We start from the raw sequence: 13,384 nt of genomic DNA, 5'->3' as shown, positions 1-13,384 counted from the left end.
TGGTCTATCGTCCGGCCGAATTTCAAAAAGGAGTCGAAAATGACCGATGTACGTCAAGTGCTTGCGCGCGCGGATCAGAATCTTCCATCGAGCCTCGACAAGCTGTTCGAGCTTCTGCGCATCCAGTCGATATCCACCGATCCCGCCTACAAAGCCGAATGCCGAAAGGCTGCGGAATGGCTCGTCGCTTATCTCGGGACGCTCGGTTTTACGGCCTCGGTGCGCGATACACCAGGCCATCCGATGGTCGTCGCCCATCATGCCGGCGCGTCCGCCGATGCGCCGCATGTTCTCTTCTACGGCCATTACGATGTTCAGCCGGTCGATCCGATCGAACTCTGGGAAAACGACCCGTTCGAGCCATCGATCAAGGATGTCGGCGAGGGCCGCAAGATCCTGACCGGCCGCGGCACCTCCGACGACAAGGGCCAGTTGATGACCTTCGTCGAGGCTTGCCGCGCCTATAAGGAGATCAACGGCGCGCTTCCCTGCCGCATTACCATTCTCTTCGAGGGCGAGGAGGAATCCGGTTCGCCATCCCTGAAGCCTTTTCTCGAAGCCAATGCCGCCGAGCTCAAGGCCGACTATGCGCTCGTCTGCGATACCGGCATGTGGGACCGCGACACGCCAGCGATCGCCGCAGCATTGCGCGGCCTCGTCGGCGAGGAAGTGATCGTGACGGCGGCGGACCGCGACCTGCATTCCGGTCTCTTCGGCGGCGCGGCGGCCAATCCGATCCATATTCTCGTCGAGGCTCTTGCCGGCCTGCATGACGAGACGGGCCGCATCACGCTTGACGGCTTCTATGAAGGCGTCGAGGAGACGCCTGACAACATCAAGGCGTCATGGGAGACGCTCGGCAAGACCGCAGAGAGCTTCCTCGGCGAAGTCGGCCTTTCCATTCCATCCGGCGAGAAGGGCCGTTCGGTGCTGGAACTCACCTGGGCCCGGCCAACCGCCGAAATCAACGGCATCTGGGGCGGGTATACCGGCGAAGGCTTCAAGACGGTGATCGCCGCCAAGGCTTCGGCCAAGGTTTCGTTCCGGCTTGTCGGCACGCAGGATCCGGCCGCCATCCGCGAGGCTTTCCGCAGCTATATCAGCTCGAAGATTCCCGCCGATTGCTCGGTGGAGTTCCATCCGCATGGCGGCTCGCCGGCAATTCATCTCTCCTATGATTCGCCGGTTCTGACCAAGGCGAAGAACGCGCTTTCCGACGAGTGGCCGAAACCCGCCATCGTCATCGGCATGGGCGGGTCGATCCCGATCGTCGGGGATTTCCAGAAGATGCTCGGCATGGAATCGCTGCTCGTCGGCTTCGGCCTCAGCGATGATCGCATCCACTCGCCGAACGAGAAATACGAGCTTATCTCCTACCACAAGGGCATCCGCTCCTGGGTGCGGATTCTTCAGTCGCTCGCTGCCTGATGGAAAAGGCGCACCTTCCATCAAGATGCGCCACGCAAAGTCGCGACAAACAAAAAGGCCGGTTCGACCCGGCCTTTCGTCATCCGCTCATCTCAGTGCCAGTTCATCCGTGGTCAAGGAGCAAGCGGGTATTGCAATGAGACTGCCGCCGAAAGGTTAACGGACCGTTAACAGTGCCCGCCCTTGCCGGAAGCACCACTCGCGGCTCAAGGGCGCTGACAGACATTTCGCCGTTCAAGCTACGTTCATCGCGAGCGACATATAAGCCATTGAAAGATAAGACGAATGATAACACCCTAAACACCTGCGGGCGATCCGTCTATCTTTTGTTTCAGTGGCATATGCCAAGGAAACGCGGCCCAGCGCTGCCTGAAAAACGTGCCAACAAGGACTGAGAAGCGTGAGAAATCTCTTTGTTAAAATCGCAGCGGTCGGCCTGCTTATGCTGGCGCCTGCCGTAGCGCAGGCTGCCGAGGGCTACTCGACGGCGAACGTCAACATGCGTGCGGGTCCGAGCACCCGTTATCCTGCCGTCGCGGTCATCCCGGCTGGTTCTTCCGTCGAAATCCGCGGATGCCTTTCCGACGTCAACTGGTGCGACGTGGAATTCTACGGCGGCCGCGGCTGGGTTTCCGGCCAGTACGTGCAGGCCTCCTACCAGCAGCGCCGCGTCTATGTCGGCCCGCAATATTACCGTCCGCTCGGCATTCCGATGATTCGCTTCAGCGTCGACAATTATTGGGACCGCTACTACCGCAACCGCGATTTCTATCGCGACCGTGACCGCTGGAGCCGCGGCCCGGACTATTACTATCGCGACCGCGACAATCGGGATCGCGATCGCGATCGGGATAACCGGGATCGCGACCGTAACTGGCGCGAGCGGGATGGCGACCGAGATGGGCGCGACCGCAATCGTGACTGGCGCGACGACAATCAAAGGGACGATCGGCAGAGGGGCGATCGGCAAAGAGGTGAACGGCAGAGGGACGACCGGAGAGGCGATGATCGCAGGCCCGACCGCAGGGACTTTGATTGCCGCCCCGGCGATCCCTCCTGCGACGAATGAAACAGAAAGGGGACGGCAGCGCCGTCCTCTTCCGAGGCTTGAAGCCAAGGGAAAACACCCAAGAAAAAGCCCGGCGCTCCCATGAGGGATGCACCGGGCCTGATGTCGATCGGCGCGTGTTGAGGGGAGACGGCCGATCATGCGCGGGACGTGAGGGGTTGTCCCGCTTGTACTTAAACAATCGCGGAGCCTATTGGTTCCGCCTCCTGCATAATTCCTTAAATCGGAATCGAATTTAAGGACGAAATTATGCAGTAATTCAAAGTGTTACAGCGTCCTTTGCGCTTCTCGAAAAGACGCGCGGCGCGGTAATCCACGTCGTATCGCACGTAACTCACGCCACGCACTTCGGGGCCTTTGTTTTCACGACGCGCGCCGCTTCGCCGGCGAGCGCAAGACAGGAACCGCGGGGGAAGCATCGATCCTCGAATGCGCTCACCGACAATTTGATGTGAAGCCATCGCGAGGCTCTTGTTTTGCAGGATTCTTTATTGCAGTTTTGTGAAGTTGCGGATTGATTTTAATCCGTTCGAGGCTGGACCCTGATGACGCAAGACTACCTGGCTTTCTTCGGGCTTTTCGCCCCTCGGGCAGCCGCCACAGATGTTACCGTTTGGCATAAACACAACCCTATCCTGCCTGTGCGCCTCACCGATGGGGCGAGCCTCAACCCTTCCGGCCAGATCTGGCGCCGCTTTCATCTGGGCGAGTGGGAATATAAGCAGGACCCGGAAACGCTCGACGATTACGAGGCCCGGCAGTTCTGAAGGCCAATGCTGTCTCCCGGCGCGATCTGCTTTACTTTCCATTATTAACACCCCGTTAAATCGCCGCATTTACAGTTCAGTCGGATGATCACGGCGGCACTCAAAGTGCTCCAGCGTCCTTTGCGCGTCTGAAAAGACGCGCGGCGCTGGAGAAGAGCACCGTTATGCGAAGCTGGCTTCGCGATCGAACATGGGGTGTGACCGGTCCGCGATGGCAGGCAGAGGCAGATCAGGCGACAGAATAGAACCGTCCTTCAGCGGCCGCCCGGCGCGCGACGATGACGAATTCTCGCTCGATGCCGACGATCGCATTGCCGGAGGCCGATCCCAGCGCCGCGGCGGCTCGAAACCCCCGCCGCAACGTGCAGCCCCCCGGCGGCGGCGCGAGCCGCGGGAGCGTGAAGGCGGCGGGTTTTTCGGATTCCTGCGCCGCGTCATCTACTGGTGCGTCGTGCTTTTCATCTGGGCGGGCATCGGCGTTGCCGGGCTTGTGGTCTATTATGGCTCGCGCATGCCGAGCGCCAGCACATGGGCGATCCCGGAACGGCCGCCGAATGTGAAGATTACCGCCGTCGACGGCAGCGTCATCGCCAATCGCGGCGCGACCGGCGGCGAGGCGCTGTCGCTCGAAAACATGTCGCCCTATATTCCGGAAGCCGTCATCGCCATCGAGGATCGGCGTTTCTATTCGCATTTCGGCGTCGATCCGCTCGGCCTCGGCCGGGCGATCGTGACCAACTTCACGGCCGGCCACATGGTGCAGGGTGGCTCGACGCTGACGCAGCAGCTTGCCAAGAACCTCTTCCTCTCTCCGGACAGGACGCTGGAACGTAAGGTGCAGGAGGTGCTGCTCGCGCTGTGGCTGGAGCAGAAATACACCAAGGACCAGATCCTTGCGATGTATCTCAACCGGGTGTTCTTCGGATCGAACGCCTATGGCGTCGAGGCGGCATCACGCCGCTACTTCAACAAATCGGCGCGTGACGTGAACCTCGGCGAGGCCGCGGTGCTGGCCGGCCTGCTCAAGGCGCCGTCGCGGCTTTCGCCGGCCCGCGATGCCGACGCGGCGAATGCCCGCGCCCAACTCGTGCTCGCAGCAATGCGCGAACAGGGCTTCATCACCGATTCCGAGGTCAAGACGGCGATGTCACAGACCCCGGCCTCGGCCAAGAGCTACTGGTCGGGCGCCGGGCACTATGTCGCCGACATGGTGATGGACGAGCTGCCGGGTCTGATCGGCGACGTCAAGGAAGACGTCATCGTCGATACGACGATCGACAAGTCGCTGGAAAAGAAGGCCGAGCAATCGCTGGTCGACGTGCTCGACAAGGAGGGCGGGAAGCTCGACGCCTCGCAGGCGGCCCTCGTCTCGATCGACGGCACCGGCGCGATCCGGGCGCTCGTCGGCGGCAGGGACTATGCGACGAGCCAGTTCAACCGCGCCGTCAAGGCCAAACGCCAGCCGGGTTCCTCGTTCAAGCCCTTCGTCTATGCCGCAGCACTCGAGAAGGGGCTGACGCCCTATTCGGTGTTCAACGACGCGCCGATCCGGATCGGCGACTGGACGCCCGAAAATTACGAGAAGAAATACAATGGCGAAGTGACGCTGGCGACCGCGCTGGCCAAGTCGCTGAACACGGTGGCCGCCCAGCTGGTGATGTATGACGGGCCGGATCAGGTGATCAAGCTTGCCCACCGGCTCGGCATCGAAAGCGAGCTGCAGCCGAACGCCTCGATCGCGCTCGGCACGTCCGAGGTGTCGCTGATGGAACTTACCGCCTCCTATGCCGCCTTCATGAACGGCGGCTACAAGGCGACGCCGCACGTCATTCGCCGGGTGACGACTGCCGAGGGCAAGGTTCTCTACGAAAATACCTATGACAGCCCGCCGCGCGTGCTCTCCGAGCAGATCGTCGCCGAGATGGATGCCATGATGATGGGCGTCATCGACAACGGCACCGGCAAGAGCGCCAAGATCCCCGGCTGGCAGGCGGCGGGAAAGACCGGCACAACGCAGAATTCGCGCGACGCGCTCTTCGTCGGCTTCACCAGCAATCTCACCACGGGTGTCTGGTTCGGCAATGACGACGGCAAGCCGATGAAGAAGGTGACCGGCGGCGGCCTGCCCGCCAAGGCCTGGAAGGAATTCATGATCGCCGCCCACAAGGGTCTTTCGCCGGCACCGCTCTTCGGCAACGGCCAGTTGATCGGCGATCCGAACAATGGTCAGCCGATGGCGCAGGCAGCCCCTGGTGATGGACAAACGGGCGATGGGCAGCTGGGCAGCGGGCAACCGATGACGGCCGAGGCGCCGCCGTCGACGATCGGCGGTATCATTTCCGGCGTCTTCGGCGGCGACGACAATGCAAACCGCTATCCGCAAGCGCCAGTCCGGCAGCAGGCGGCAAGCTCCGGCAATGGCCCGGTTCCGCCAGCAGACATTGCCGAAGGCGGCGGCTCGAACTATGAGGGCGTGGTGCCACCCGGGGATGTCGGAGGCGCGCAGACAACCTCTTCCGTCCAGCCGCGGCGCACGACGCTGCTCGATCTGATCATGGGCCAGTGAGATCTTTGCTGCACGTCCAACACAAGCCCAATGCTCTAAAGCGCATTGCGATCTTTCAGAGTCGCTCCTCGCGCTTTAGGTCTTTGTTTTACGCATGTCGTCGTCGCAAGACCGCTTCACAGTTTTGCGCGACATGCTCTAAAAATCGGCCGCTTTCCGGACATGGGGCGACCTCTTTCCCGGCTACTGTAAAAATTGAACGCAACACATTCGTTTTGCTGGATTCCGGGGCATTTCTCGCCTTGCAGTCCAGAAAACCGCTCCTTATATACGCCGCATCACCGCAATCACGATTGCGTAATCGCAAGTAGACCCATCCCGTAAGGGGCTGTCAGGGAAATGCCTTCTCGGGGTTCCGACAGCTTGCTTCAAGGAGAGAATGACATGGCAAAAGTAATTGGTATCGACCTTGGAACGACGAATTCCTGCGTCGCAGTCATGGACGGCAAGGACGCGAAGGTTATCGAGAATGCGGAAGGTGCACGCACGACCCCTTCCATGGTGGCATTTTCCGATGATGGCGAACGCCTCGTTGGCCAGCCGGCCAAGCGCCAGGCAGTCACCAACCCGACGAACACGCTCTTTGCGGTCAAGCGCCTGATCGGCCGCCGCTACGAAGATCCGACCGTCGAGAAGGACAAGCACCTCGTTCCCTTCACCATCGTCAAGGGCGACAATGGCGACGCCTGGGTCGAAGCCAATGGCAAGGGCTATTCGCCCGCACAGATTTCCGCGATGATCCTTCAGAAGATGAAGGAAACCGCCGAATCCTATCTCGGCGAAAAGGTCGAGAAGGCCGTTATCACCGTTCCCGCCTATTTCAACGACGCGCAGCGCCAGGCAACCAAGGATGCCGGCCGCATCGCTGGTCTTGAAGTTCTGCGCATCATCAACGAGCCGACCGCTGCAGCCCTCGCCTACGGCCTCGACAAGAAAGAAGGCAAGACAATTGCCGTCTACGACCTTGGCGGCGGCACCTTCGATATTTCGATCCTCGAGATCGGCGACGGCGTCTTCGAAGTGAAGTCCACCAACGGCGATACTTTCCTCGGCGGTGAAGACTTCGACATGCGTCTCGTCGAATATCTCGTTGCCGAGTTCAAGAGGGACAACGGCATCGACCTGAAGAACGACAAGCTTGCCCTGCAGCGCCTCAAGGAAGCTGCGGAAAAGGCAAAGATCGAGCTTTCGTCCTCGCAGCAGACCGAAATCAACCTGCCGTTCATCACGGCCGACGCCTCCGGCCCGAAGCATCTGACGCTGAAGCTGACCCGCGCCAAGCTCGAGAGCCTGGTTGACGATCTCGTCCAGCGCACGATCGCGCCGTGCAAGGCAGCGCTCAAGGATGCCGGTGTCACCGCTGCCGAAATCGACGAAGTGGTTCTCGTCGGTGGCATGAGCCGCATGCCGAAGGTACAGGAAGTCGTCAAGCAGCTGTTCGGCAAGGAGCCGCATAAGGGCGTCAACCCGGATGAAGTGGTGGCGCTTGGTGCTGCCATCCAGGCCGGCGTTCTGCAGGGCGACGTCAAGGATGTCCTGCTCCTCGACGTGACGCCGCTGTCGCTCGGCATCGAGACCCTCGGTGGTGTCTTCACCCGCCTCATCGAACGCAACACGACGATCCCGACGAAGAAGAGCCAGACCTTCTCGACCGCCGAAGACAACCAGCAGGCCGTGACCATCCGCGTTTCGCAGGGCGAGCGTGAAATGGCTGCCGACAACAAGCTGCTCGGCCAGTTCGACCTCGTTGGTCTGCCACCGTCGCCGCGCGGCATGCCGCAGATCGAAGTCACCTTCGATATCGACGCCAACGGCATCGTGCAGGTTTCGGCCAAGGACAAGGGCACCGGCAAGGAACAGCAGATCCGCATCCAGGCTTCCGGCGGTCTTTCCGACGCCGACATCGAGAAGATGGTGAAGGATGCCGAAGCCCACGCCACCGAAGACAAGAAGCGCCGCGAGGCCGTCGAAGCCCGGAACCAGGCTGAAAGCCTGATCCATTCCTCGGAAAAGTCGCTGAAGGATTACGGTGACAAGGTTTCCGAGGCCGACCGCACCGCGATCTCGGATGCGATCGCTGCGCTGAAGACGGCGTCGGAAGCGTCGGAGCCCGATGCCGACGACATCAAGGCCAAGACCCAGACGCTGATGGAAGTGTCGATGAAGCTCGGCCAGGCGATCTATGAAGCACAGCAGGCCGAAAGCGGCGCTGCTGGCGATGCCTCCGCGGAAGGCGGCGACAATGTCGTCGATGCCGACTACGAGGAAATCAAGGACGACGACCGCAAGAAGTCCGCGTAATCCGCGACGGCGTGGTTATGCTTCAACACCTGATCCGGCTGCTCACCATGGCAGCCGGAAAATCCATTTCCGGGGTTTAATCCTTAATGGCAAAAGCGGACTTTTACGAAACTCTGGGTGTAGCCAAGTCGGCGGACGAGAAAGAGCTGAAAAGCGCCTTCCGCAAACTGGCGATGAAATTTCATCCGGACAAAAACCCGGATGACAAGGACGCCGAACGGAAGTTCAAGGAAATCAACGAAGCTTACGAGATGCTCAAGGACCCGCAGAAGCGGGCGGCCTATGATCGCTATGGCCATGCGGCTTTCGAGCATGGCGGTATGGGCGGTGGTGGAGGCGGATTTGCCGGCGGCGGTTTCTCAGACATCTTCGAGGATATCTTCGGCGAAATGATGGGTGGTGGGCGCGCTCGCCAGCGCTCGTCGGGCGGCCGCGAGCGTGGCGCCGATCTTCGCTACAACATGGAAATAACGCTGGAAGAATCTTTCTCCGGCAAGACGGCGCAGATCCGCGTTCCCACCTCGATCACCTGCGACGTCTGTACGGGTTCGGGCGCCAAGCCCGGCACGCAGCCAAAGAACTGCGGCACCTGTCAGGGAACGGGGCGCGTGCGCGCGGCACAGGGCTTCTTCTCGATCGAGCGGACCTGCCCGACCTGCCACGGCCGCGGCCAGATCATTCCCGATCCCTGCCCGAAGTGCCACGGCCAGGGCCGGGTGACGGAAGAGCGTTCGCTCTCGGTCAATATTCCTGCGGGCATCGAGGACGGCACGCGCATCCGGCTGCAGGGCGAAGGCGAAGCCGGCGCCCGCGGCGGACCAGCGGGCGATCTCTATATCTTCCTGTCCGTCAAACCGCATGAATTCTACCAGCGCGACGGAGCCGATCTCTATTGCGCCGTTCCGATCTCGATGACGACGGCCGCGCTCGGCGGAACCTTCGACGTAGCGACGCTTGACGGCACCAAGTCGCGCGTAACCGTGCCTGAGGGCACGCAGGTCGGCAAACAGTTCCGCCTCAAGGGCAAGGGCATGCCGGTGCTGCGTTCGGTCCAGACGGGCGACCTCTACATCCAGATCCAGATCGAGACGCCGCAAAAACTCACCAAGCGCCAACGCGAACTGCTTCAGGAATTCGAGCAGCTTTCCTCCAAGGAGAACAATCCGGAATCGACGGGCTTCTTTGCCCGCATGAAGGAATTCTTCGAAGGCTGAGCCGCAATCGACACGCCCATTTCGAAAGCCGGGGACGGAAACGTCTCCGGTTTTTTTGTTCCAGGAATCCTGATTTGCGACATTCGCCGCCCGCGCCGGCCAATCTGTCCCGGATCGATACGGCGGCAGGCGGGAAGACGGCTTGCGTTAACGCAGCCAGATGATGCCGCTTGCAAGTTTTCCAAATGAATTCAGTCTCTGCGGTCAGCGCATAACTCCGAAGATCGGAATCTCCTTTTGGGGTTATGCACCAAATCAAAGCGATAGAGCGTCCTTAGCGCGGCGCTCTAGCGGGGGACAACCAAACCAAGGGTATCGACCATGGCGCCAGCCTTTTCCTCTCAGTCCGAAGACGTCGACGTTCTCGCCGGCGCCATCTACACTTGGTGCGCCGAGCGCAACATCAAGCTTCGCAGCCAGCAGGGCCTTTCAATCGCCAACATCGCGATCGACCTCTATCATGCCGGCCACCAGACGCAGGACGATCTGCTGATGGCGCTGCACGAATGCGAGATTCACTGAAGCGCGCGGCATTGAACCTGAACCGGGCGACCTGCTTCCCGGTCTTCGCCTTGAGGCACGTCGTCCTTCCAAAACCGCTGTACACCCGCATCGGTCCGAGATCATCCAGACCTTGAACAGGTCGTGCTTTCGGTGGGAATCCATTGCCCGCTGCATAGCTTCTTAAATCGGAACCGATGCAGGGATAAAATCATGCAGCAATTCAAAGTGCTAGAGCGTCCTTGCGGCTCTCGAAAAGATGCCCGCCGCTGTCGTGGAATCAAGCGGCGGTTTCGGCCACTTCGCCAGTCATGAGGGTGACGATGGTCTTGACCGCTTCCTTGCCTGCCGGTGAGTTCAGCTTGTCGTAGCTCAGCGCAAGCGCATAGGCGTCGGGGCTGAGTTCGACACGGCTGCCGAATGGTGACATGCCGGCGCCCTCGAAAAGAGCAGAGATCTCAACGTCGAGAAAAACCGCGATCTGATGCAGCTTGCTGGCGGAAACGCGGTTCGTTCCCTTTTCGTATTTCTGGATCTGCTGGAAAGTCAGTCCGAGTGCTTCGCCAAGCTCAAGTTGGGAAACACGGCGAAGGGCGCGAAACTGTCTGACGTTGCGACCGACGATAATATCAACCGGATCTGGCACTTCATCACTCTCTTATACATAAACGTTCCGTTTACCATATCGTCTGCACCAGATAACTCAACCCTGAAGTTGCAAAATTCAACCGACTTTTTTTGGGCTTTACGTTACGTCAATAGCCTTAAAGGATGGCAGCAAACCCTGAATATCCGGAGCTGGGAGGCATTGACAATAACTGTCGACAGTATCGGCTTGGCGATGTCAGACCATCTCCGGTGGTTGTATTTTTAGCAGAATTTCGAAAGTGTCATGGCTACCGTTACACTGGGAAGATGTCGGACACCAGGACTTCGGTCACGGGATCACTGGAATATATGTCCTGGGTGGCGCCAGCCGCCGCGTCCCTGACTTGCGGCAGCACCGACGGTACGATCCCACGGCCAAAAAGCTGCCAGCCTTGCCATCAGCGCCGCTTCGGCTTAGCTGTCACGCTTTACGATTCCGGACATTCGATGCCGCACAAGGTTTCTCTTTCCCGTCTGAAGCTGACAGACTTCCGCAACTATGCGGCGGCGGCCCTTACCCTTGACGGTCGGCATGCCGTACTGACGGGAGATAACGGCGCCGGCAAGACCAATCTCATGGAGGCCGTCTCCCTGCTTTCGCCTGGCCGCGGCCTGCGCCGCGCGGCTTATGGCGATATTACCCGGGTCGGCGCGGCCGGCGGCTTTTCGATCTTCGCCGCGCTCGACGGCATGGAGGGCGACGTCGAGATCGGCACCGGCATCGAAACGAGCGAGGAGACCATCGCCCGCAGGCTGCGCATCAATGGCACGACGGCAAAGACTGCGGACGAACTGACCGACCATCTGCGCCTTCTCTGGCTGACACCGGCGATGGACGGGCTCTTTACCGGCGCCTCCTCCGACCGGCGCCGCTTTCTCGACCGGCTGGTTCTGTCACTCGATCCCGCTCATGGCCGCCGCGCCAGCGATTTCGAGCGCGCCACGCGCAGCCGCAACAAATTGCTGGACGAAGGCCGCTTCGATCCGTCCTGGCTTGCCGGCATCGAGGAGCAGATGGCAAGCCTCGGTATCGCCATGGCGCTCGCCCGGCAGGAGATGCTCGGCCTCCTGACCCGGCTGATCGAGGAAACACGGGGGAGCTCGCCCTTCCCTTCGGCATCGCTGCAGCTCTCGGGCTTCATGGACGGTCAGTTCTCGCGCCCCTCGGTCGACCTCGAGGATGACTACGCGGCGATGCTGGCAGAGAGCCGCTACCGCGATGCCGGCGCAGGGCGCACGCTCGAGGGGCCGCACCGGGCCGATCTCATCGTGCATCACCGCGAAAAGGCTATGGAGGCGGAACGTTGCTCCACCGGCGAGCAGAAAGCGCTGCTTGTCGGCCTGGTGCTTGCGCATGCGCGGCTCGTCGGCAATCTCACCGGCCATGCGCCGATCCTGCTGCTCGACGAGATCGCAGCGCATCTCGACGAGAACAGACGCGCCGCGCTGTTCGACCTTATCGACGGGCTCGGCGGCCAGGCCTTCATGACCGGAACGGATCGCGCGATGTTTTCAGCACTCGGCGACAGGGCGCAGTTTTTCACGGTTTCCGACGGAAGGGTGTTCGAATGACGGAGGCGGCTTTTCCCGGCGTCGGGCGTCATGATAACATCGGCGCCATGGAACCGCTCAGCCCGGAAGAAATAGCGCGGTATCACCGCCACATCCTGCTCCCCGAGATCGGCGGCGCCGGCCAGCAGAAACTGAAAGCCGCCCGCGTTCTGGTGATCGGCGCCGGCGGCCTCGGTGCACCGGTCCTGCAATATCTGGCCGCAGCCGGCGTCGGCACGCTCGGTATCGTCGACGACGACCGGGTGTCGCTGTCGAACCTGCAGCGCCAGGTGATCCATGATTCCGGCACGATCGGCGAGCTGAAGACGGAGAGTGCCGCCTTCGCCATCGCCAGGCTCAATCCGCATGTCCGACTGATCCGCTTCGAGGAACGCTTTTCCCCGGAGGCCGCCCGCCGTCAGCTCTCCGGCTTCGATCTGCTGATCGATGGCTCCGACAATTTCGACACGCGTTATGCCGCCGCCGATGCGGCGGAAGAAGCGCGCATCCCGCTCGTCAGCGGCGCCGTCGGGCGTTTCGATGGTTCGCTGACGGTTCTCAAGCCCTATGAGACGGCTGAGGACGGAACGTCCAACCCTAGATATCGCGACCTGTTTCCGGAAGCGCCGCCGGCGGGTCTGATTCCCTCCTGCGCCGAGGCCGGCATCATCGGCGCGCTCACAGGCGTCATCGGCACGATGATGGCGATGGAGGCGATCAAGCTCGTCACCGTCACCGGCGAACCGCTGGTCGGACGGTTGCTGCTCTACGACGCGCTCTCGGCCCGCTTCGACACGGTTCGCTACAAACGACGCCGTACAACACAAAGACCAGCCGGATGACGATTATTCGTCTTGATCATAGCTTCACGCGCTGGGACGAACTGCTGACGCTCGTCCTTTCCGCCTTCGCCTCGATGAACGGCAGGATCGACCCGCCATCTTCGGCGCTCAAGCTGACGACGGAGTCACTGGCCGAAAAGGCCAGGGCCGAGATCGGCCATGTCGCCATCGACGGCGAAAAGCTGATCGGCTGCCTCTTCCTGCGGCCGGAGGCCGATTGTCTCTATGTCGGCAAGCTCGCCGTCCTGCCTGAGATGCAGGGCAAGGGCCTCGGCAAGCGGCTGCTGGCGATTGCCGAGGAAACGGCTGCGGCGCTCGGTCTTCACGCTTTGCGGCTGGAAACGCGGATCGAACTCACCGACAATCACGCCGTCTTTGCCGCCTGTGGATTTTCCAGAACCGCCGAAAAGGCGCATCCCGGCTTTGCCAGGACGACATTCGTCGAGATGCGCAAGGTCCTTGCGCCTCCAATCTGCGTCGCCTGATTTACAGCGTTT

11 protein-coding genes are annotated in these 13,384 nt (G+C 61.1%); 10 read left to right on the top strand and 1 reads right to left on the bottom strand.

Features of this window, described 5'->3' with window-relative positions; all coding sequences use genetic code 11:
* Nucleotides 1-39: 39 nt before the first annotated feature.
* The 7 genes from U5G49_RS22730 to U5G49_RS22700 all read left to right on the top strand — a co-directional run bounded on the left by U5G49_RS22730 (nucleotide 40) and on the right by U5G49_RS22700 (nucleotide 9,867).
* Nucleotides 40-1,428 (top strand): M20/M25/M40 family metallo-hydrolase, encoded by a 1,389-nt coding sequence (locus U5G49_RS22730; protein ID WP_026188576.1) that lies wholly within the window; start codon nucleotides 40-42, stop codon nucleotides 1,426-1,428.
* A gap of 400 nt (nucleotides 1,429-1,828) precedes the next feature.
* Nucleotides 1,829-2,497, top strand: a complete 669-nt coding sequence (locus U5G49_RS22725) for an SH3 domain-containing protein (RefSeq protein ID WP_193446480.1) — start codon at nucleotides 1,829-1,831, stop codon at nucleotides 2,495-2,497.
* A 545-nt stretch (nucleotides 2,498-3,042) separates the two neighbouring features.
* Nucleotides 3,043-3,264, top strand: coding sequence for a hypothetical protein (locus tag U5G49_RS22720; RefSeq protein WP_018244288.1), 222 nt, complete (start codon nucleotides 3,043-3,045; stop codon nucleotides 3,262-3,264).
* 211 nt (nucleotides 3,265-3,475) lie between these two features.
* Nucleotides 3,476-5,830 carry a transglycosylase domain-containing protein gene (locus U5G49_RS22715; RefSeq protein ID WP_193446481.1) on the top strand — a complete coding sequence of 785 codons (2,355 nt, stop codon included), beginning with the start codon at nucleotides 3,476-3,478 and terminating at the stop codon, nucleotides 5,828-5,830.
* Between the two features lie 384 nt (nucleotides 5,831-6,214).
* The gene (dnaK, locus tag U5G49_RS22710; protein WP_018244286.1) at nucleotides 6,215-8,131 is read left to right on the top strand and encodes a molecular chaperone DnaK; all 1,917 of its coding nucleotides are present in this window, start codon (nucleotides 6,215-6,217) and stop codon (nucleotides 8,129-8,131) included.
* 86 nt (nucleotides 8,132-8,217) lie between these two features.
* Nucleotides 8,218-9,345, top strand: a complete 1,128-nt coding sequence (gene dnaJ, locus U5G49_RS22705) for a molecular chaperone DnaJ (RefSeq protein WP_018244285.1) — start codon at nucleotides 8,218-8,220, stop codon at nucleotides 9,343-9,345.
* A gap of 321 nt (nucleotides 9,346-9,666) precedes the next feature.
* The gene (locus U5G49_RS22700; RefSeq protein WP_018244284.1) at nucleotides 9,667-9,867 is read left to right on the top strand and encodes a hypothetical protein; all 201 of its coding nucleotides are present in this window, start codon (nucleotides 9,667-9,669) and stop codon (nucleotides 9,865-9,867) included.
* A 259-nt stretch (nucleotides 9,868-10,126) separates the two neighbouring features.
* Here the strand turns inward: U5G49_RS22700 and U5G49_RS22695 are convergent, their stop codons facing one another.
* Nucleotides 10,127-10,492, bottom strand: a complete 366-nt coding sequence (locus U5G49_RS22695) for a helix-turn-helix domain-containing protein (protein ID WP_018244283.1) — start codon at nucleotides 10,490-10,492, stop codon at nucleotides 10,127-10,129.
* Between the two features lie 449 nt (nucleotides 10,493-10,941).
* Between U5G49_RS22695 and recF the strand changes: the two genes are divergently transcribed.
* From recF to U5G49_RS22680, 3 genes are read left to right on the top strand one after another with little or no spacing between them, the layout of a single operon-like run.
* Nucleotides 10,942-12,066: a DNA replication/repair protein RecF gene (gene recF, locus U5G49_RS22690; protein WP_193446482.1), complete on the top strand. Its 1,125-nt coding sequence runs from the start codon at nucleotides 10,942-10,944 to the stop codon at nucleotides 12,064-12,066.
* A complete protein-coding gene (locus tag U5G49_RS22685; protein WP_130653387.1) occupies nucleotides 12,063-12,887 on the top strand; it encodes a molybdopterin-synthase adenylyltransferase MoeB in 825 nt (274 codons plus the stop codon). The genes recF and U5G49_RS22685 overlap by 4 nt, the downstream gene beginning before the upstream one ends.
* Entirely contained in the window at nucleotides 12,884-13,372 is a 489-nt protein-coding gene (locus U5G49_RS22680) for a GNAT family N-acetyltransferase (RefSeq protein WP_193446483.1), read from the top strand. Before U5G49_RS22685 ends, U5G49_RS22680 begins: the two co-directional genes overlap by 4 nt.
* Nucleotides 13,373-13,384: the final 12 nt, after the last annotated feature.

The sequence above is a fragment of the Rhizobium indigoferae genome, from assembly GCF_034554815.1.
Lineage (GTDB): Bacteria > Pseudomonadota > Alphaproteobacteria > Rhizobiales > Rhizobiaceae > Rhizobium > Rhizobium leguminosarum.
The sequence above is the reverse complement of the archived record's forward strand: the minus strand, read 5'-3'. Positions and strand labels throughout refer to the sequence as shown.

Excerpts from the sequence above, each read along its gene's own strand:
- U5G49_RS22700 (WP_018244284.1), top strand. The coding sequence starts at position 9,667 with ATGGCGCCAGCCTTTTCCTCTCAGTCCGAAGACGTCGACGTTCTCGCC.
- U5G49_RS22680 (WP_193446483.1), top strand. The coding sequence starts at position 12,884 with ATGACGATTATTCGTCTTGATCATAGCTTCACGCGCTGGGACGAACTG.
- U5G49_RS22720 (WP_018244288.1), top strand. The coding sequence starts at position 3,043 with ATGACGCAAGACTACCTGGCTTTCTTCGGGCTTTTCGCCCCTCGGGCA.
- recF (WP_193446482.1), top strand. The coding sequence starts at position 10,942 with ATGCCGCACAAGGTTTCTCTTTCCCGTCTGAAGCTGACAGACTTCCGC.
- dnaJ (WP_018244285.1), top strand. The coding sequence starts at position 8,218 with ATGGCAAAAGCGGACTTTTACGAAACTCTGGGTGTAGCCAAGTCGGCG.
- dnaK (WP_018244286.1), top strand. The coding sequence starts at position 6,215 with ATGGCAAAAGTAATTGGTATCGACCTTGGAACGACGAATTCCTGCGTC.
- U5G49_RS22730 (WP_026188576.1), top strand. The coding sequence starts at position 40 with ATGACCGATGTACGTCAAGTGCTTGCGCGCGCGGATCAGAATCTTCCA.
- U5G49_RS22685 (WP_130653387.1), top strand. The coding sequence starts at position 12,063 with ATGACGGAGGCGGCTTTTCCCGGCGTCGGGCGTCATGATAACATCGGC.
- U5G49_RS22715 (WP_193446481.1), top strand. The coding sequence starts at position 3,476 with ATGGCAGGCAGAGGCAGATCAGGCGACAGAATAGAACCGTCCTTCAGC.